Genomic DNA, 21,451 nt, shown 5'->3' on the forward strand with positions numbered 1-21,451 from the left:
AATACAAAGATGAGGACTAATGCCTTTCTGACTATTACACAAGTAGTTTATAAGATTACACATCTTACAGATTCTCTAGATTACATTTCCTTTTTTGACCAATTTTTTTGTAATAAGAAGGTGTGTGGGTTCTGTCGCATCTGTCAATCCTGAATTGATGATATTTAATTAATTCGGTTTTCTAACTAGCTAATGAATAGAATGCTTTATAGATTGATTTCTTTTTCGATATCAACTGCTCCTTCCCTATCATATGTACTATTTCTATTCCAGACAATGTCCGTCTAGCAGATTCAAATTCCTTAAACCCTAAAGATCTGGATATCCGTTTTTTTACAAAACGATGATCCTGCTCAACTATATTATTCAAATATTTACATTGCCTAATTTGAATCGTTGATAATGAACGCTTATTGTAGATTCTAATGGCGTGTTTATTGGAACCGCTCTTATCGATATTTACTAATTCTGGCTTGACATTTTTTTCAATCGCTTTTATCAGAAATGATTGAGCACTCATCCGTTTTCGTCTTTTAGTCAACAGGAAATCCACTGTATTCCCTTGTTTGTCTACTGCTCTATATAGATAACACCACTTGCCTCTAACTTTGACATAGGTTTCGTCCATTCGCCATCTTCTTCCAACAGATTTCTTGCGCTTTCTAAATTCTTTTTCTAAAAGTGGAGTAAACTTAAATACCCAGCGTTGAATTGTCGCATGGTCGACTTTTACACCTCTTATCGCCATTAATTCCTCAATCTCACGATAACTCAATCCAAATCTAAACTTAAAGTAAACGGCTTGAACTATGATTGACTTTGGAAAACAATAACCTTTGAACATAAACTTTTAATTCAAAGATATTATTTCTTTAAATTTGAATCTGTAGATGCGACAGAACCAGAAAGTGAATGAATAAAACAATATTTGAGATTACCAAAATGGATTGTCCTTCCGAGGAAAATCTAATCCGAATGAAATTGGACGGAATCTCAAGTATTGCGAATTTGGACTTTGACATTCCCAACCGAAAACTGACTGTTTTTCACAGCGGAGAAATTGACCAAATCGAAAAATCCGTTCTCGAATTGAATTTAGGCGGAAAGAAAATATCGACTGAACAAACCGACCAAACAGAATTTAACGAAAACTCAAACCAGAAAAAACTACTCTGGACTGTACTCGGAATAAATTTCGCCTTTTTCCTAATCGAAATGACGACTGGAATAATCTCAAAATCAATGGGATTAGTTGCTGATAGTTTGGATATGCTTGCTGACAGTTTTGTTTACGGAATTAGTTTGTTTGCTGTTGGCGGAACTCTGACAAGAAAAAAACGGATTGCAAAACTTGCTGGATATTTTCAAATAACACTTGCGATTATTGGATTTGTGGAAGTTTTAAGGAGATTTTTCGGAGACGAGAAACTTCCTGACTTTTCGACAATGATTATCGTTTCGATTTTTGCACTTATTGCTAACGGAATTTGTCTTTACATTTTGCAAAAGTCAAAGAGCAAAGAAGAAGCTCATATGAAAGCAAGTATGATTTTCACTTCAAACGATGTGATTATCAATTTGGGAGTAATTATAGCTGGACTTTTAGTAAATTGGTTGAGTTCAAGCAAACCTGATTTGATTATCGGAACAATCGTTTTTGTTTTGGTAATTCAAGGAGCATTTAGAATATTAAAATTAAGTAAATAACAATAAAACACTAACCACAACAATGGCTATAAGTAATTGCTGGTTCTCGCCTACTTCTGAAAATCCTCGCGGATTTTCAGCTTGGTGTGTACTTGCAAAGTTAAGTGCTAAACCACGCAACTACTCATAGCCGAGACCGTTGCCAAGCATAAAAACTAAAATAAATGGAATTAATAAAATCTTTTAATTTACTATTTATAGTACTAGGAATGTTTCTATTATCATTAGCTCTACATTTTAAACAAGAAAACAAGAACCTAGAGTATGGATCTCATGGTTGGACAGAAAACCTTACTAAAAAAGGAAAGCTACTATTCTTTACAGGGACGATACTTGCTTTATTCGGAGCATCGATTCACTTATTCTAAAATAATTCTTACCTGACTTTTCTGTGACAACAATAACTTAAAATTAAAATAACTGAATACTATTATTTATTCGTTGATTAAGAAAAATTGAATAAAAAAAGAAATTTTCATAATGTTAAAACTGAAAAACAATTATAACATATCAGATAGAATTAAAAAAGCACCCTGTAAGTAGGGTGCCATTAATGCTATCAATCTAATTTTTAACTCTCTAGTTAGTTAGATTGGATACAAAAATAAAACTTCTCAAAAGAGACAATCTTAACATATGTTAATTATTAATATTAAATTCATTGGTAGGTCATTAACCTTAATTTGATTTGTACCATTTTTGGTTCTGTCGCATCTATTAAACTTGAATAAAAGATAGCCAATTAATTCGGTTTTCTAAACAGCTAATGAATAGAATGCTTTAAAGATTGATTTCCTTTTCGATATCAATTGCTCCTTCCCTATCATATGTACTATTTCTATTCCAGACAATGTCCGTCGAGCAGATTCAAATTCCTTAAACCCTAAAGATCTGGATATCCCCTTTTTTATAAAACGATGATCCTGCTCAACTATATTATTCAAATATTTACATTGCCTAATTTGAATCGTTGATAATGAACGCTTATTGTAGATTCTAATCGCGTGTTTATTGGAACCGCTCTTATCAATATTGATTAATTCTGGCTTGCCACTATTTTCAATCGCTTTTATCAGAAATGATTGAGCACTCATCCGTCTACGTCTTTTAGTCAGTAGGAAATCAACTGTATTCCCTTGCTTGTCTACTGCTCTATATAGATAACACCACTTGCCTCTAACTTTGACATAGGTTTCGTCCATTCGCCATCTTCTTCCAACAGATTTCTTGCGCTTTCTAAATTCTTTTTCTAAAAGTGGAGTAAACTTAAATACCCAGCGTTGAATTGTAGCATGGTCGACTTTTACTCCTCGTATCGCCATTAATTCCTCAATCTCACGATAACTCAATCCAAATCTAAACTTAAAGTAAACGGCTTGAACTATGATTGACTTTGGAAAACAATGACCTTTGAACATAAACTTTTAATTCAAAGATATTATTTCTTTAAATTTGAATCTATAGATGCGACAGAACCAATGCGACAGAACCTTGTAGTTTCGACTTAAAATTTTCCATTTGATGACATTTTAATTTTTCTCCGATTAACGGGTATAATTAAAAATACACTTCATCATGAAAATATCACAACTACTTTTAATTTTAACGATCTGGTTGATCAACAATTTATCTCTTTTTGGGCAAACACAGAAAGGTAGTATAATCACTGGGAATGGAATATACGACGGTCTAGATCGGTCTGTAGCCATCAGCAATGATGCCAATAGAATAATTGTAGGTGCGACCTTCAGTAATGTTGGAGATTTACAATTCAGTGGTGCTGCTTTAGTCTATCAATTTAATAACAATGACTGGGAGTTTTTAGGAAGTCCAATTCTTGGTGATGAGGACTTTGAGTTCCTTGGAGAGGCTGTTGAGATATCACCCGATGGCACACGCGTAGCTGCCGGAGGTGATTTAGGGGTAAGAGTATATGACTTGATGAATGGCGAGTGGGAGCAAATTGGCGATCTAATTACTCAAACAGGGATTTCTCGTATAGGAAACTTAGAATTCTCATCAGATGGACAAATATTAGCTGTTGGCTATACGGGAGATAATGTCGTAAGACACGTTCGAGTTTACGAATGGATTAATAACCAATGGACTGAACTTGGAGATGGGATTGACGGATCACGTTTTGGTGAATTTTCATTAAATAATAGTGGTGATCGAATTGTAGTACAAGAATCTATTGGGAATTTATTATTTGAATTGAAAACCTATGATTTCAGTGGTAACGCTTGGTCAGAAGTAGGATCAACCATCTCAAGTATTCCTGGAGAAGTTCTAACCTCTGGATTTTCTATTTCTGCCGATGGGACCCAATTGATAACTACCACAAGAATTGACAATACGTCAAGCGGATATGTGACTACCTACCAATTTCAAGGAGGGATTTGGGTAGAGACCATCGATGAGTTGTCAATCACAATCAATAATAATTTTGGTGCCTATCTAGAGTGTTCCGATAATGGCACAACTTTTATTTTAGGAACTTCAGATGATAGTTCTATTGGTGGAACATCGGATGTATTTGTATATCATCTTGTTGGCAATCAATGGGAATTGGCAGGAAACATGATTGACGGATCTTCAAGTGATGAGTCAGCAAATGGGCATGTCGACATTACAGCTAACGGACAGGGAATTATTATGGCCGGAAATCTTACTCCTGTAGGTAACACAGAACGATTTGCCGCTGTTTACGATTTTTCGGGAGAACTGGGATTAGATGAGGATGCTAGACTTAACGGGATCAATGTGTATCCAAATCCAACAACAGGTAGAATTAACATAGCAATGGACAATAAAAAATCGTTAGTAGAATTGTCTTTGCATAGTCTTTCGGGAGGGATATTATATAAAAAAACAATTGCAAATATACACCAATATACTTTTGATGTTAATGAACCCTCAGGGATGTATATATTGAAAATAAAATCTGAGCAAGAAACGCAATACATTAAAATTCTTAAACAATAGGTTTTATTTCTGACTTGACCCAAAGGGATTTTGACGCATCTATGGATTCAAAGGTTCTGTCACATCAATTTAATATGAATGATTCTGTCGCATCTATTAAACCTGAATAAAAGATAGCCAATTAATTCGTTTTATTAACTAGCCAATGAATAGAATGCTTTAAAGATTGATTCTAAAAATAAAGCTCCTTGAGTTTCAAGGAACTTCTTCGTAGCGGGAAAGCTCGAATTATCGAACCGTTTCATTCAAGACTTTATGATAGTTTCGGACTTCAATCTTTAATCAGTCATCAGTAATATTTTTTCGAACAAAATCCTCATCAAACTTCAATGGGGCCAATTCATGACTCTTAATTTTGACAAATTCTTTCTCTAAGTACAAGCTACGATAGAGTTCCTCATATGCCTGAATGATTGCAGTCTTCCATCCTAATTCTTTTACATCAATTAAATCTTTAAGCATCGCTGAAAAATATTCATCACTTTCAACTTTGAAACCTCTTAGGACACTCATTATACATCCTAACAGAGAAGGATAGTTTGGGAACGGCTTAGGAGTTCTTGACAAGTACACTTCCCAAACATAAGCATTAGGTGATGCACGTATCAAGCTTGGAGGTTTTGGATTATCACTAATTACCAACTGAATATCTGTTGCTTGAATTTCACCTTTCAAGTCAAAATCGGGATAGAACGTCTTTATATCTGCGAAGCAAATCTGGCAAATTGCACAAAATTCTTCACCAATAGAGTTGAATTCATAAGTATTTGGGAAACTGACTCTCCATAATATATTGAAGCTTCTAAACTGGATGATTCTTTCTTCACCAATATCATTTAATGGATAATCCTTCAACTTTGATTTCGTTAATTTTATAAGTTCTTCCTTACTTCCGAAATCCTCAGACAAAATCTGTATAAATATATCAATATGTTCTTCTTTAATCCAACCTAAAGCATTTAGCCTTTGTTGAATTAACCAATCTAAATCAGGCACCAACTTTGGTACAGTGTATAAAATATGTGCATATTTTATTAGAACGTTCCTAAGAGTAATATTGGAATCTAAGTCCCAGTTGGGGTCAAATTCATCTGTAGAAATAATGAATCTTTTAAAATCTAGGATACAGTGAATCCAAGAGCCACATTCATAATCAATTTCAAATACGAATCTGCTAGATATAACTGACTTCTTGAACAACTCCTCAAAGTACATAGAATAAAAAAAGACAGCCAGTGCATAATATTTAGCAGCAAAATTAAATCCAATTGCCTTATAAACTTGACAAATATTCAATAAGACTAACACAAAACCGTCCTTAGTTTCATTTCTAAACAAGAAATTTTTGGATTTGTGAAAATAATCTAGTGCTCTCAAAAGGTCCTTGGGTTTTTTTGAATGATTCAGGTAATTAATCCCTCTATTGCTGAACTGTACTGCCAATGAATAATCACCTTCACGCTTCGAAACTATTACAGCTAAATCAGCACTAATACTTTCAAGTTCATCAATAATCTCATGATGCTCATCCGCTATTCCTAGTTTAAAACATGTTTTTATATACTCATTGACTCTAATTAATAAATTAGAATAGTTATATTGTTCAGCCTGCTCACTGAGTTCAAGAATATCTTTTAAAAATTTGATTCCATTTTCAAATCTTTGTAGTCTATCATCTTTTCCCCAATCCTTCAGATTGAATTCAATGACGGAAAGCGACTCTAAATACTCACATCTTGCGTTAACCTTAACCGTTTCAAGACTCGATATTATGTTATTTTCTATTTCATTTAACCATACCTCATACTTCTCTGTTTCCAAATCTAACAATCCAAAAGCATCAGCAGCTCTCACAATGGAAAAGAGATTGACTGTCTCTTCCATTGTCAATGGGTCACTTACTTTACCTGGAACAATTTCAAAGTATTGAATTACCAAATCTTCAATACCCATAGTTTCTGGGTTATGAAATTTGAAATCTAATGTTGGCCTCAACTTCTGAAACACTAATTCATATATGATATCCTTTTTCGAAAAATCAGGTAAATCGGCTAGTTCCAGAAACCTCATCAGCTTAGTTGACCAAAACTCTCGATGCCCGTCAAGGTTTTGATGCTGCCTGTAGAACCTAGCGACACCTATCAATTCGTTCAGTCGTCCTAACCTAAAAACTTCTTTTTCCTCTGAGCTTTGCCATTTATGTAATTGTTCACCATACCATTTTTCTGAGCCACCGATAGCGCTCAGTATTTTGCTTTCTAGCATCCCTGAATCCAAAAGCCTCTCTTCAGGATTTTCTTTAGTAGCACATTGGCTAATATGAAAGTGCAGAGAATGTACAATTGATTCTATATTATTAACTTTTATGGGGTAGGGTAATTGCTTAACTAAACTCTCAATTTCTTTTAAACTATTAGCCATGGCCTCTTCTGGCTCTACACCTTGGAAATTCCAACTAATGGATTTTGTAAATTTCTCCCAAAAGTCAGAGTTAGATTTTAGCTCTTCAAATACTGCTTTTGCATTTGCAATTTCTAGTATAGCATCATCATGAGTATTAACAAACTCAGTCACTATATTTTTAGTTATAGCTATACATTTTGAAAGAAGTGGTTCTTTTAAATCATCTTGATTATCATACCATTCACGCAATAGCTCAGCCTTATTATTGGTGTGCTGACGAGCAATATTAGAATTTGCCTCAAATACAAACTTAACTTCATCTAGTAAATAATCACCCGCACAGTACAATGTAAAGAAATGAGATAAGGCTTTACTAATCTCCTCACTACCGAATGAAAAATTACTTGAATAAAGTTTAATCTGTCTGAAAGTCGATTTGAGCTTAGTTAAGTCTCTCTGAAAAATATCCTCCTCATAATCATAATAGATAATTTCATCACTTTTTTGGACAGAGTTCTGCAACCAAGACTCTAGGGTCTTAAGCTTTTGATACTCATACCCTCTTTCAGTAGCATAGGCATCAGTATCCTTATTTAATATGCTTAATTGTGTTATTGAAGACATCTACGTTACAGGGCCAAATAAAGGTTCTGTCGCATCTATTAAACCTGAGTAAAAGATAGCCAATTAATTCGGTTTTCTAACTAGCCAATGAATAGAATGCTTTAAAGGTTGATTTCCTCTTCGTTATCAACTGCTCCTTCCCTATCATATGTACTATTTCTATTCCAGACAATGTCCGTCGAGCAGATTCATATTCCTTAAATGCTAAAGATCTGGATATTCGTTTTTATACAAAACGATGATCCTGCTCAACTATATTATTTAAATATTTACATTGCCTAATTTGAATCGTTGATAATGAACGTTTATTGTAGATTCTAATTGCGTGTTTGTTGGAACCACTTTTATCGATATTGATTAATTCTGGCTTGCCATTATTTTCAATCGCTTTTATCAGAAATGATTGAGCACTCATCCGTTTTCGTCTTTTAGTCAATAGGAAATCCACTGTATTCCCTTGTTTGTCTACTGCTCTATATAGATAACACCACTTGCCTCTGACTTTGACATAGGTTTCATCCATTCGCCATCTTCTTCCAACGGATTTCTTACGTTTTCTAAATTCTTTTTCAAAAAGTGGAGTAAACTTAAATACCCAGCGTTGAATTGTAGCATGGTCGACTTTTACTCCTCGTATCGCCATTAATTCCTCTATCTCACGATAACTCAATCCAAATCTAAACTTAAAGTAAACGGCTTGAACTATGATTGACTTTGGAAAACAATGACCTTTGAACATAAACTTTTAAATCAAAGATATTATTTCTTTAAATTTGAATCTATAGATGCGACAGAACCATCCCTCTCAATTATATTATTCAAATATTTACATTGCAAAATTTTAATCGCTGGTTATGAGTGGTTATTGTTGATTCTAACGTCATGTTTATTGGAATTACTCTTATGACTATTTATTAATTCTGGGATACAATTATTTTCAATTACATTAATTAGAAAATCTATTTAAAATTGTTAACTTGTACTAATTATCAATGCGAAAACTTAAACTGCATACGATTCTGCATACGATTTTATAAAATAAGCGCTCGAAAGCCCAGTAAATACGTTTAAATTTTTACTGTACTTGAGTTCATAACCCGGAGGTCTCGAGTTCAAATCTCGATCTCGCTACAGCAATAAAAGTCCAATACCATCGGTATTGGATTTTTTTATGCGTTGCCGTGAAGCTTGCTTCAAAAGGCAAAAGTGTAAAAAATAGGTATGCGAAGCATGGACTTTTATTATTGTACAGCTTCCCAACGAAGATTCTATAAATCTCGATCTCGCTACAAGTTTTAAAAATCTGTGCGCAAGCGGTTTAGGTTTTCCTAAACCTTTTTTTATGCTTACATTTAATCAAATTCTGACTTTTGCATATGAAAGTGAATACGAAAGTGCATACGATTTGAAACCGAAACAAATTTAAAACTACCCGTAACATTGGGTATAATTTACAGTTACTGCTCACCTATTCCTAAAATTAGTTTAACTTTAATCAACTAGAGTTCTGCTGACGAAAATTCTATCATTATTTTCATTGCAATCAAATCATAGCCATAACTGTAAGCTACCAATAGAAACAATATCAATTATAAATGGGAATATTTAATTTCAAAAGAAAAAAGAAAGAAAAAAAAGAATTTGAACAACTCGAAAACCCTGCTGAATTATTAACTGTAAAACTTTTTTTTGAAAACGAACCTGAATTCAATGATGAAAAAATTGAACAGGAATTATCAAAACGATTTAAACAAATTGAAATTGACGAGAGTATTGACAAGCCAAACAATTCAAGGCATTATTTTTTCAAAGATTATGAGGTGAAATTTCCTGAAGGTAGTATTCCTGCTCAAGCGACCATTTTTGTCCCTGACCAAAATAACATTGAATTTTCCGAACTGCAAAATTCTTTTGGACAGTCTTGGAATTGGAAAGAAGCAGAAGAAACTGTTAGAAAATGTTCATACGAAATCTTATTAACCGACGTAATGTCGAGAAATATGGAGTATAAAGAACGTGTAGAATACTTTCAAAAATTTGTTGCCAGTATTGTAACTGCAATGAATCCAAGTGCTGTTTGGATTCGGAATAGTGAAATGATTTTAGAACCAACTGACTATTTAGAAAAAATAAACCAAAATAATTATCAAAATATAAATGCTTTTATGAATGTTCGACTGTTTAATATTCAAGAAAGAAAGGGCGAAATGATAATGGATACATTAGGTTTAAATTCGTTAGGACTCCCTGACTTTGAATTCCGATTTGCGAATTATAACGAACAACAAATAGCTGGATTATTATTTAATTACGGACATTACATCTTCGAATACGGAAATATAATTGAACACGGAAACACCATTGAGGGAATTGAGGAAAATTCAAGATGGAAATGTTATTTTAATCATTCACAACTTGAACCTAAAAGAATTATTATTGAAATAAATAATGGCGGCTAGTAATTTATAACCGCTTTGCTGCCGCCAATTCACTATGCTTGTGACAGCGGATTCGACGACGACAGAATCCACTTGAAATTCCTAATAGGAATTTTGAGCGTTTTTGCTAAATTTATGGTTACAGCGGAATGATTCTCACGTACCATTCTGTGACGAAACCATAGCCAGAACCTTTAGCGAGCATTTGAAAAATTAAAACAACAAATCGACTAAATATGAAAAATTACAAGCTCATTATTACAGGACTAGTATTAGCACTACTTACTGCATGCAAAGAAAACTCTGTAGACCAAAAATCAGAGGCGGATAAACTTATGCAATTGTCAAAAGATTGGGCAAAATCGGTTAAAAATAAAAATGTAAAAAAAATGCTTTCATATTGGGCTGACGATGCGATTTTAATGTCACCAAATGAACCTGCTGTTGTTGGAATTGACTCTCTCAGGGCAATGGTAGAACGATCAATGAAAATTCAAGGATTCGAAATTAATTGGAATCCACAAGAAGCTTATGTTTCGAAAAGTGGAGACCTCGGATATGTCATATTTAAGAATTACATGACCATGCCCATAGACACTTTAGGAAATACAAGAACAATTTTTAACAAAGGTGTTGAGATTTGGAAAAAACAAGCTGACGGTAATTGGAAAAACGTTGTGGACATTAGTAACGCGGATCCATCCATTAATTCGATTGATTAAAAAACACTCGCCATCATGGTAATATTTCATTTTTTCCTTCTTCTAATAATGAAAAAACACCAACTTAAAGCTGGCCCTATTTCGTAATCAGAAAAACAAAAGTTTTTCTCTTACAACGAAATTATAGCCGGACCACTGTACTTCTTTATAACCAACAACTATTCCATGATAAAATTCTTCAGAAAAATCAGGCAAAATCTACTCTCAGAATATAAATTCAGTAAATATCTAGTTTATGCAATTGGTGAAATCGTTCTTGTGGTAATCGGAATTTTGATTGCCTTATCAATAAATAATTGGAATGAAAGCAGAAAGATTAAGCAAAGTGGTAAAGAGTATGTAAAAGAAATATATAAAGATTTAAAAATTGAAATAGCGAACATTAATGAAATTCTTAATAGTTTAAGTGACCAATATAATGGAACGGAATATGTTCTAAATGTTTTTGAATCCAAAAATAAAGTAGTTAAAGATACAGCACTGTTTACTAAATATCATTGGGAACCTAGACGATTATTTATTGTAGACAGGGACTTGAACACCTTTGATAAACTAAAGAGTTCAGGTCAAAGCGGGTTACTTAAAAATGATTCACTTTCTAATTTATTAGACAAGTTTTATAAAAATTTTGACACTCGTATATCCAACTTCAAAGAATATCCACTGCAAATTAGAATGGATTTAAGAAGAGCTAATTTTCCAATTGGGAATTTAAATGACTTTAAATATGAAATACAAAACTCTAAATTATCATCAGCATATATTAAAGAGTATCTAAATAATGAGGTCATATATCAATACTTACTATCCATTTTAAGGACTTGTCGTTACAATAGCACTTTTTTCAATGAGCTTAAAGAGGAGGCTTTACAATTAATAAACTTTATGGAAGTTGAATATCCAGAACTAATAATTAAATAACGAAAGTATAACAAAGTATATAACTCATTCTGACTGAAATTCCTAACTGTAATTTTTTCGACATTTCAATCGACTCTTGTCAATGCAATTTGCCATAAGGAATTGAATTAGCAGTAGCTAATAATTAAAAAAGGCGCCCATTATGGACGCCTTAATCAAAATTTCTCAGAATTAATTTCCTGTAAACTCAGCTCTAGGACCTCCTGGTGCAAGAACTGCACGCATTCTTTCTTTTTGTCCTTGAGTGAATAATCCCATACAGTCGTCATCTGTATAATCCATATAGTTTTCTACCATATCAACTGATCTACAGTGGGTAACTGATCCTGGGCATCCATAATTTGGTCTATCTGATTTTGGAGTATCAGAAACAAAATCATCTCTATTGCATCTTCCATCTCCCCAAATATGTCTTAGATTTAACCAATGGCCCACTTCATGTGTAGTAGTTCTGCCTCCATCAAATGGAGCCGTTGCAGTACCAGTAGTACCAAAATATTGTGGAGAAACTACAACACCATCAGTAGACGCATTACCGCCAGGGAATTGAGCATAACCTAAAATTCCACCACCAATATTAGCTACCCATATGGTTAAATAACCAGGTTGAGCTGGATATACAGATTTAACAGCGTTATTTGTTCCCCATTGTGATGTAGAGTTTGCCTGTCTATCAACAACATCTAAAGTAAATGTGATGTCAACATCAGCACCTCTATCCGCATATAAAGGATTTACATCATTGAAAGTTGTATCATTAAAATCAGCATTTAATACATTAATTTGCGAATTGATCTGCGCATCGCTAATATTTTGACTGCTGTTGGCGTATATTACATAGACATAAACAGGAATATTAATTGTGCCTAACCCGTCATCTACTGGGTCTCCGCCTCCGCCGTCGTCTCCGCCGCCGTTATTGCCGCCACCATTTCCATTTCCATTTCCGTTACCAGGTCTTAAATGATATGAAAACTCTCTAGAGTGCTTTTCAATATCATACATTTTCTTGTAAAGGTTTGGATTCTCATTTAATTGGCGATTAAGAATTTCCATCGAACTACAATTTTTACCATTCATTACCCTATCTGAAGTACCTGCTTCATAAGGATCGGTGTAGACATAAAAGTCACTCATGTCAATTTTTAGTTCTTGTTCTGGAGTTTGGTCTTGGTTGTCACTACAACCAACAAAAAGGGCTGCTAGGATGGCTAGCCCATAAAGTGATTTTTTCATAAATAGTTAATGATTTGTTTGAATTGTTTCCGAAAATATCAAAAAATATCAATTTATTAACAAAATTTTAATAAAAAATCGAGGATTTTTCGATGAAGTGTAAATTCTAGTTTTTATTCAAAACAATACTTTGCTTAATTAATTATTAATAAATCATTCATACTTAATAACTTAAAATTAAAATAACTTAATACTAATAATTATTCGTTGATTAAGAAAAATTGAATAAAAAAAGAAATTTTCATAATGTTAACACTGAAAAACAATTATAAAATATCAGATAGAATTAAAAAAGCACCCTGTAGGTAGGGTGCCATTAATGCTATCAATCTAATTTTTAACTCTCAAGTTAGTTAGATTGGATACAAAAATAAAACTTCTCAAAAGAGACAATCTTAACCTATGTTAATTATTAATATTAAATTCAATTGGTAGGTCATTAACTTTAATTTGATTTGTGCCATTTTTATACCTTATTTCCAAATAACGAAAAAGCATCTCAATTCTTTATTGAACTGAAATGCTTTTCAATTAATTTGAGATCGTTGTTTAGCTAGACTTAACTCAAACAACCTTTATTTCAATTAATCGCCTATAGCCGGATTATGCGGTGCAAAAATACCATCTGGATTTTCGAGTATCGTCCAAACGTGTAATTGCCATTGACCCAACATTTCATTAAAATGCCATACATCTTGATCTCCAGTAAATCCTTCTGGAGGATTTCCTGGATCATTTGGGTCTTCAGGAATTATCGAATATTCTACCGCTACCATTTGCATATCTCCATTTTCATCTGGTACATATAGAATAATTTCCGGTTTATCCATTTCAAAAGTTGTATCCGAATAAGCTGGATTCAAATAATGATGCCCCATATTTGGTACATACCCAGAAACATCAATCAATCCATTATTAACTGCCACATTAAAATCTAAATATTGCGCTGTGTTAGCCCTTAACTGATTTACTTCTATTTCCCAATCCTCCAATACTACTTGATTGTTGTCATCGTCCTTACTGCAGCCCATGGCGATAAATGCCACAAACAGAATTCCTAAAAAGGTGTTCTTAACTTTCATAACTTATTAATTTAATTTATTAAACAAACTTGATATTATATTTTTTGCATATTTCGGCCACTTTAGAAAAATCTGGTTCTCCCGAAGGTAATTGTGCTAATTCAGCAAATAATAATTCTAACCCTGAAGGAAATATGCTTAGCAAAACTTTAGCCTTAGATTCTCCTATAACCTTCCAAGAATGAGGTATACCTCTTGGACAAAAACATAAATCGCCAGCTTTTAAATTCTTGATTTCAGATCCAATTTGAATCTCAAGTTCTCCTTCTAACACATGAAATATTTCATCTTCGTCACTATGAACATGTAAAGGAATTTCCATGCCAGGTGAATTAAATTGCTCAATTAAGGTGAACTGATTATTTGTGTCTTGACCACTTAGTTTGACCGTTTGATGATCACCTAAAACGATCTGCTGTTTGCCTTCATCGTTTTTAATTACTAGTGGTTTTAAGGTTCCGCTGTCAGTAATTTTATTGAGATTTCGATTTGTATTGTTGAGATTTAATGGAAAAGCCTTTAACCCAACTGAAATCGTTCCTATACATAGAGCAATTGATTTTAAAAATTTATGTCTTTCCATAATATTCACTATTTGGCTTCTGAGTGTAAAACTAGATGTGATTTAATTTAGAGTTTAGCAATTCTAGTGTCATCTATAACAGATTTATCTCATTGCATTTGAAATGAAACAATTCTGTTAGGAGATAGTATAAATGTGTTAATACTAAAAAAAGCTGATTAGGATATTTGCAGTATAATCAGTTAGATATAACTTATTTTTTTATCTTTTGATGACTTAGTAGTATAAATCCAGCTTCATGAAATACTATCTCTTTTTATGGTTTAGTCTTATCTCAATTATCAGTTTCTCACAAGAGATTTATAATATAGACACCACCTATCCTGTGCATAATCTTATGACGCATTTAAAGATTGTTGAGGATGGAGAGAATACATTGTCTGAAGAGAGAATTTTAAAGGATTCTACCATAGTATTTCTAGATAGAAGTCAATTTGCAAAATTTTTAAAGCCAAACACAACCTATTGGGGTAAGATTTATATTAGTTCTAAAAATGACCTAAAAAACTGGACCTTACATTTAGAAGATCGTTTTATTGGCCCGCCTGCGTGGACTAAAAGTAATGGTACAGTAGATATATTTGCTTATGATGATTCAGGCTTAATATTTCATAAGAAATCTGGTGTCGAATACAATAGAAGTGAGCGCGATGTGAAGGCCAATTGGGTACTTAATCAAATTGGGTTAGACGAGATACCTACTAATAAACCTACCATTTTGATTATCAAAGTTAGAGGTAATCAGTTAGGATACCCTGCTTATTTTAATTTAACAGTAAGAAGTCCAGAACAACCGTTCTATCACCAAATTTTTCAATTTAATAATAGCTTCAATTTGTTCATGCTTGGCGTGACATTCATTATTTTTCTTTACCATCTTCTACTTTTCATTTATTCAAAAGAAAAAGTTTTCCTTTGGTTTTCTGTGTGGTTATTCTTTTGTTTAATTACCCATGCAATGACTGTCGGCATTATTATTGGATCATTTACCAATTTTAGGTTTCCATTTTATATGATAATGACCAACGCGATATTTTTTTCATTTTGGTTTTTTGGACGCTCTTTTATTGAATCTAAAAAGAAATACCCTATTCTTGACCGCTGTATTCTTGGTATATCATATTTCTTAATTCTTGAAATAATATTCACTATTTTATATGTTGTCATTTTTAACTCAAAACCTATTTATCTCGATATAGGTATTCATTTTGTTGTTCTTAATATTTACTGCGTTGTCAGTTTGGTCATTTCAATATTGTTGACAATAAAAAAAGATAAATTTGCGAAATACTTCGGTTTTGGATCTATCATTGCGTCATCATTTTTAATCTTAGGAACATTATGGTCTCTTGGTATTATTAGTCCTATCCGTAATTTCGTTGACCCGTATGCCACTGGGATTTTTCTTCAAATTGTTATTTACTCATTTGGTATTGCCTATAGACAACAGCAATTATCTATTAAAGCCCAAGAAGAGAAATTAAAGGCACAAGCTACGAAAGCAGAAATTGCTAGAGTGAAAGACTTGGATAAAATAAAAACAAGATTCTTTGCTAATATTAGTCATGAATTTCGAACACCACTTGCCCTAATTTCAGGTCCAATAAACCGCATTAAAAATAGGTCGTCAGATAGTAATAACTATATCTTGGATCAGAAACATTTTGAAATTATTAATAATAATACTAAGCGCCTCCAAAATTTAGTAGATCAATTACTAGAATTATCAAAAATTGAAAGTGGAAATGTTTATTTATCATTGAAACAAGGTGGAATAATTCAATTAATTAGATCTCTAGTTTTTTCTTTTGAAAGCCTTGCTGAACGCCAAAATATTAGCCTTAATACAAGTTTTCCACAGGAAATAGACTTTGCTTTTTATGATAAGGACAAACTAGAAAAAATAATAAGTAATCTCCTGTCTAATGCTTTTAAATACACATCAGATAATGGTTCTGTAACAGTCATTGTTGACCATGACGAAAACTACATCAGCATTCAAATTACTGATTCAGGAAAAGGTATCGATAGTAATGAGGTAAAACGCATTTTCGAAAGGTTTTATAGAGTTGAAGGTAATGAAGAAAAAGGCTCTGGCATTGGCCTTGCTTTAACAAAAGAACTAATTGAATTACAAAAAGGTAATATTAGTGTAGATAGTACTAAAGGTGTAGGAACCACGTTTAAGGTTAGACTTCCAATAAATCTTAATTTCTTACCTCAGGAACTTTCTATTATCTCTAAAAAAGAAGAAAAATCAGAAAAAACCGAAGACCTGGATAATAATTTGTCGACTCCAATTAATAACGATCCTCAAAATTCCAATTCAAACCCAATAGATTCAGACACTGCGAGCGTTTTATTGGTAGAGGATAATCAAGATCTTCAAAGCTATATTTCAGATATATTCAATGAGACCTATAGTGTTTTATTGGCAAAAGATGGAGAGCAGGGAGAACGGATGGCCTTTGAACATATTCCAGATATTATTGTTAGTGATATTATGATGCCTAAGAAAGATGGTTTTCAGTTATGTCATTCGATAAAAAACAATCCAAAAACTAGTCATATTCCAATAATAATGCTAACTGCTAAAGCTGGTCATCAAAACAAAATTGAAGGTCTAACCCAAGGTGCGGATGCATATATCACTAAACCATTTGATGAAAATGAAATGTTACTTTTAATGAGAAACTTGATTAATTCTCGTAAGAAACTATGGGATCATTTTAAGGCTTTAGATATGCTCTTGGTTGATGATATCGAGGTTTCATCTATAGACGATCGGTTTTTGCAAGAGGTATTTAAAACAATTAAAGAAAATATTGATAACGAAAATTTTGGTGTTGAAGATATCGCTAATAAGGTTGGCTTTAGCAGGTCACAACTTCACAGAAAACTAAAAGCATTGTCTAACAAATCTGCAAATCAATTAATTACCGAAATAAGATTAAATGAGGCCTATCGTCTCTTAAAGTTAAAAACAGGTACAGTTTCGGAAATTGCCTATTCTGTAGGATATTCTAACTTGTCGTATTTCACAAAAAGTTTTAAAGACAAATTTGGTCAACTTCCAAGTAAAGTTGAATGAATCGGTCCATAACTATAATCGAAATTCTTAAAAACAATCAGTCTTAAATGTTGAAATTCTTTAGAAAAATTAGGAGACAATTATTTATTGAGAATAAAATTAGCAGATATTTCTTATATGCATCAGGTGAAATTATTCTAGTTGTTATTGGAATTTTAATTGCCATTCAAATTAATGATTGGAATAGAGAATCTGTTCTTCTAAGTGAAGAAAAAGAAGCATACCAAATTATTATCACAGATTTAAAAAGAGACTCTATACTATTTGAGTTTTATAAGAAATCTTGTAACGACTACTTAGACTCCTATTTTCATTTAAACAATATGAAAAAAGGTAAAGGATATTTTAAAAATTCTAGCGCAGACCTTATTGTGAGCAACATAGAATTTAATCCAGTTGTTCAAAAAAATAATTTACTCATTATTGATAAATTAAGAAATAAGATCATACGAAATCAACTGAACAGTTATTTTAGACGACTTAATCAAGTTCAACAAGCAACGCAAGAATTTAATTCTCTTATAACTGATAAAAGCAGACCATTTTTCCTCGAAGAAAACAACATCTTCAAAAATGATTTTGTTTTTGATAATCATGATAGAACTTTTCCACCCTTTAAGGGTGTGTCTGTGATTGACACTATAAGTCTAAAAAATACATTTAATAAAAAATACTTCACTCCAATTTTATCGGAATTAAGAATGGGTATAGGTTTTTATCAAGCCGCTTTAGATGTTGGGGCTAACGAAAATCATAAATTAATTAAGGTATTACAGAAGGAGATTAAATAAACTGATTCGAATCCAATTATAACCTTCAACTTTTAGAATTAACAAAGAAAGTGTTTTAACCAATGAATTATTAAACCTTAATTTTAATAGGTATTTTGATATTTATAAAAATCTACATAATGTAGAAAGCACTTCAGTTACGAAGTGCTTTCTATTATGCTATTAATCTTTAGGTAAATTTATTGTATTTAGGGCATCTAATTGTTAAGATCCCTACTTCTCAACAAAATAAAAATACAAAAAAAGCACCTATAAAGGTGCTTTTAAACTATCAAGCTAATTTATTTTTTCTCCACAGAAAAATAATTTGACTAAAAATAATAGATTCTTTCAAATTGAAAATTATCATATGTTAAGAAACACTTAATCAATTAAAATGCTCCACCATTGCCATCATCATCGTCATCATCGTCATCATCATCGTCATCATCTCCGCAAACAACGGCGTGCGCTATAATATAAATATCTCCAGATAGTGGGTCTTCAACATAATACTGGCCTGGTGCAACCGTATAGTTACCATTGTTTTTAACTGGATACGGAGTAGATCCTGCATAAAAATGTTCTTCTTGAATTTCATATCCTTCTTGCAGATCATAAGTTGCAGATGCATTTCCATCGTTATAATCGATAGTAACTGTTCCACCCAATGTCCCATTATTAATGTTGCATTGCCCTGCCGCAGCATAAACGTCGTAAGTATATGAGCCTTCTGAAATTGGGCCTAACAACCAACCCCAATTATTAAATCCTCCTTCGCTAAAACATGCATGATCATCATCAGAATTACCTTTTGCGTATGCAGTTTCACATCCACTAAATCCAGGATCTTCAGGACATTCAATTTTAAAGTTAAAATCTATCAGCCAGAGTCTTTCTCCAGTATCTAAATCTGTTAACCAACCCCAAGTACTAAGACCAATGGCAGATAAGTCAGAATCGAAGTTAGCACCACCAATTCCAATATGAGCTCCAAAATTTGGTGTATTAGGATCGTTTGGATCTGGCCTTTGTTCCAATCCAAAATCTCCTTCTTGTACACAATCGCTTCCGGAAGCCGACACAGTACTTAACTCATCGTCAATGACATAAAAATGCATATCTTCAGAATTAGAGGCATTACCCGCAGTACCTTCTTTTTTATGATCGCCTCCTAGAGCCTGCCATTCATTCCAACTTTTTTTATCTTTCAACCAAACATCGACCGTTACAACACACGTTCCGCTAACTGTAGAGCCAATAATTCGTGCAGTTCCATTATCATATTCTCTAAAAACCAATGAATTATCAGCATCCTGAGAGAAATATGTGTCAGCAACAAAATAATCATCTCCTGCTGGGGTTTCAGACCACCAGAAGTTAGAAGCTGGTTGTTGCGCGCCAAAAGGTGATCGATCAGCATCTATAATTGAACATTCTGTATAGTCGGCATTATCATCGTCATCGTCATTTTGATTATTGTTGTTTTGATTACCTTTTCCTTTTTTCAAATTGATATTAGTATCAGATTCAACTGGCTCAGTTTGACATGTAAAGAACATGAAGCATATCCCTAATACTATTAAATATTTTGTCCTCATGATTGTATTGTATTGTGGTTAATAGTACTTACAAGGTATAAAATTTGGAAAGTAATCTAAAATATATTCGACGTATAACCTGATATTTTTAATACTTAAAACAACTTCTCCCTGATTTATTAGTCATTGCAAAAAGACTGTATTATAAAGTAATAATTGGTCATATAACGACTATTTTGTTTCAAAGTGCTAGTTTTTAATAGTTTAGTTTTCACCTCAATTTATTAATAGCAAGAAATTTTACTGGTCCCTCAAATTTACCATGGGATAATCCTATGGTTATAAGTATTTACCACAACCAACATGGGTAAAAAACGAGATATATTAATCATTCTTTGCTTTATTCTTGGGTCTTTTGTTCATTCACAGTCAGGAATATATGAGAGCTATGCTATTCTTGATATCAATAGTAGCGGTAATACCTATTACGATCTTCAAGCATCAACAATTAACACCGATTTTGATGGTCATAATTTAGGCACTTTTCAAACCTCAAATACAAGTGCATTAATACTAAATGGTGCTCAAAATAAAACGTTTAAATGTAACACCGATAATATTACTAATGGATTTTTAAATTATCGGATCTATCTAACCAGTAATCCAACTCCTCCTGCATTCATTGGATCCGAAATTTTCTTTTTTAGTAATGATGGATCAGCTGGCTGTACAGGAACTGATCAAAACCAAACTTGGGAATCCTCTGGAGCTGGAATTAATGTTTTAGATGGTCTTTGTGCAGGAACCTATTACTTGGAAGTATATACTACAGCCGATTTTACTTTCACCTCAGGAGCAGGAGGATCGGGAACTCATTTTGCTAATAATGGTACAGCCAATTATAAAGCTACCTTTACTGTTCAAGATGATATTAATCCAACCATCACATGTCCTGCTAATATCACTGTGAATAACGATAATGGTGTTTGTGGTGCTGATGTGAACTATAACGTACCTTTTGCAGATAACTGTCCTGGTAGTACCATAGCGCAAACCGCGGGAATCGCTTCAGGAGGAACCTTCCCTATCGGTACAACAACCAATAGCTTTACCGTAACTGATGCTGCTGGGAATACAACAAGCTGCTCCTTTACTGTAACGGTTATTGATAATGAAGATCCAACCATCACATGTCCTGCTAATATCACCGTGAATAACGATAGTGGGGTCTGTGGTGCTGATGTGAACTATAATGTACCTTTTGCGGATAACTGTCCTGGTAGTACCATAGCGCAGACTGCGGGAATCGCTTCAGGAGGAACCTTCCCTATCGGTACAACAACTAATA

Annotated in this window: 15 protein-coding genes and 1 pseudogene; 8 read left to right on the forward strand and 8 right to left on the reverse strand. The window is 33.0% G+C overall.

Annotation, left to right across the window (positions count from 1 at the left end; all coding sequences use genetic code 11):
• Positions 1 to 181 precede the first annotated feature (181 nt).
• Entirely contained in the window at positions 182 to 844 is a 663-nt protein-coding gene (locus DDY94_RS15875; protein ID WP_111685590.1) for an IS6 family transposase, read from the reverse strand.
• Positions 845 to 912: 68 nt separating this feature from the next.
• Between DDY94_RS15875 and DDY94_RS15880 the strand changes: the two genes are divergently transcribed.
• A complete protein-coding gene (locus DDY94_RS15880) occupies positions 913 to 1,707 on the forward strand; it encodes a cation transporter (RefSeq protein ID WP_111685591.1) in 795 nt (264 codons plus the stop codon).
• A 755-nt stretch (positions 1,708 to 2,462) separates the two neighbouring features.
• Here DDY94_RS15880 and DDY94_RS15890 read toward each other — a convergent pair.
• Positions 2,463 to 3,125 carry an IS6 family transposase gene (locus tag DDY94_RS15890; RefSeq protein WP_111685593.1) on the reverse strand — a complete coding sequence of 221 codons (663 nt, stop codon included), beginning with the start codon at positions 3,123 to 3,125 and terminating at the stop codon, positions 2,463 to 2,465.
• 157 nt (positions 3,126 to 3,282) lie between these two features.
• On the opposite strand from DDY94_RS15890, the gene DDY94_RS15895 reads away from it, so the two are divergent.
• Positions 3,283 to 4,692 (forward strand): T9SS type A sorting domain-containing protein, encoded by a 1,410-nt coding sequence (locus DDY94_RS15895; RefSeq protein ID WP_111685594.1) that lies wholly within the window; start codon positions 3,283 to 3,285, stop codon positions 4,690 to 4,692.
• Between the two features lie 282 nt (positions 4,693 to 4,974).
• Here the strand turns inward: DDY94_RS15895 and DDY94_RS15900 are convergent, their stop codons facing one another.
• Both DDY94_RS15900 and DDY94_RS15905 read right to left on the reverse strand, forming a co-directional pair.
• Positions 4,975 to 7,719 (reverse strand): dsDNA nuclease domain-containing protein, encoded by a 2,745-nt coding sequence (locus DDY94_RS15900; protein WP_111685595.1) that lies wholly within the window; start codon positions 7,717 to 7,719, stop codon positions 4,975 to 4,977.
• A gap of 76 nt (positions 7,720 to 7,795) precedes the next feature.
• Positions 7,796 to 8,458, reverse strand: a pseudogene (locus DDY94_RS15905) (IS6 family transposase).
• A gap of 856 nt (positions 8,459 to 9,314) precedes the next feature.
• Between DDY94_RS15905 and DDY94_RS15910 the strand changes: the two are divergent.
• The 3 genes from DDY94_RS15910 (at position 9,315) to DDY94_RS15920 (ending at position 11,800) form a co-directional block, all read left to right on the forward strand.
• Entirely contained in the window at positions 9,315 to 10,178 is an 864-nt protein-coding gene (locus tag DDY94_RS15910; RefSeq protein ID WP_111685596.1) for a DUF4261 domain-containing protein, read from the forward strand.
• Between the two features lie 215 nt (positions 10,179 to 10,393).
• Positions 10,394 to 10,879, forward strand: coding sequence for a YybH family protein (locus DDY94_RS15915; RefSeq protein WP_111685597.1), 486 nt, complete (start codon positions 10,394 to 10,396; stop codon positions 10,877 to 10,879).
• 165 nt (positions 10,880 to 11,044) lie between these two features.
• Positions 11,045 to 11,800, forward strand: a complete 756-nt coding sequence (locus tag DDY94_RS15920) for a DUF6090 family protein (RefSeq protein ID WP_111685598.1) — start codon at positions 11,045 to 11,047, stop codon at positions 11,798 to 11,800.
• Positions 11,801 to 11,971: 171 nt separating this feature from the next.
• Here the strand turns inward: DDY94_RS15920 and DDY94_RS15925 are convergent, their stop codons facing one another.
• The 3 genes from DDY94_RS15925 to DDY94_RS15935 all read right to left on the reverse strand — a co-directional run bounded on the left by DDY94_RS15925 (position 11,972) and on the right by DDY94_RS15935 (position 14,701).
• The gene (locus DDY94_RS15925; protein WP_111685599.1) at positions 11,972 to 13,036 is read right to left on the reverse strand and encodes a zinc metalloprotease; all 1,065 of its coding nucleotides are present in this window, start codon (positions 13,034 to 13,036) and stop codon (positions 11,972 to 11,974) included.
• A gap of 584 nt (positions 13,037 to 13,620) precedes the next feature.
• Positions 13,621 to 14,118 (reverse strand): hypothetical protein, encoded by a 498-nt coding sequence (locus DDY94_RS15930; protein ID WP_111685600.1) that lies wholly within the window; start codon positions 14,116 to 14,118, stop codon positions 13,621 to 13,623.
• 19 nt (positions 14,119 to 14,137) lie between these two features.
• Positions 14,138 to 14,701, reverse strand: a complete 564-nt coding sequence (locus tag DDY94_RS15935; RefSeq protein ID WP_111685601.1) for a cupin domain-containing protein — start codon at positions 14,699 to 14,701, stop codon at positions 14,138 to 14,140.
• Positions 14,702 to 14,939: 238 nt separating this feature from the next.
• On the opposite strand from DDY94_RS15935, the gene DDY94_RS15940 reads away from it, so the two are divergent.
• Together DDY94_RS15940 and DDY94_RS15945 are read left to right on the forward strand one after the other, a co-directional pair.
• The gene (locus tag DDY94_RS15940; RefSeq protein ID WP_111685602.1) at positions 14,940 to 17,792 is read left to right on the forward strand and encodes an ATP-binding protein; all 2,853 of its coding nucleotides are present in this window, start codon (positions 14,940 to 14,942) and stop codon (positions 17,790 to 17,792) included.
• A 47-nt stretch (positions 17,793 to 17,839) separates the two neighbouring features.
• Positions 17,840 to 18,583, forward strand: a complete 744-nt coding sequence (locus tag DDY94_RS15945) for a hypothetical protein (RefSeq protein WP_111685603.1) — start codon at positions 17,840 to 17,842, stop codon at positions 18,581 to 18,583.
• A gap of 371 nt (positions 18,584 to 18,954) precedes the next feature.
• Here DDY94_RS15945 and DDY94_RS15950 read toward each other — a convergent pair whose 3' ends face one another.
• Complete coding sequence (locus DDY94_RS15950) at positions 18,955 to 20,163, reverse strand: hypothetical protein (RefSeq protein WP_157957348.1); 1,209 nt, start codon at positions 20,161 to 20,163, stop codon at positions 18,955 to 18,957.
• A 303-nt stretch (positions 20,164 to 20,466) separates the two neighbouring features.
• Between DDY94_RS15950 and DDY94_RS15955 the strand changes: the two genes are divergently transcribed.
• Positions 20,467 to 21,451: HYR domain-containing protein (locus tag DDY94_RS15955; RefSeq protein WP_114317121.1), on the forward strand; the 985-nt coding region annotated here is incomplete at its 3' end.

The organism is Winogradskyella tangerina (assembly GCF_003260205.1).
Taxonomy (GTDB): domain Bacteria; phylum Bacteroidota; class Bacteroidia; order Flavobacteriales; family Flavobacteriaceae; genus Winogradskyella; species Winogradskyella tangerina.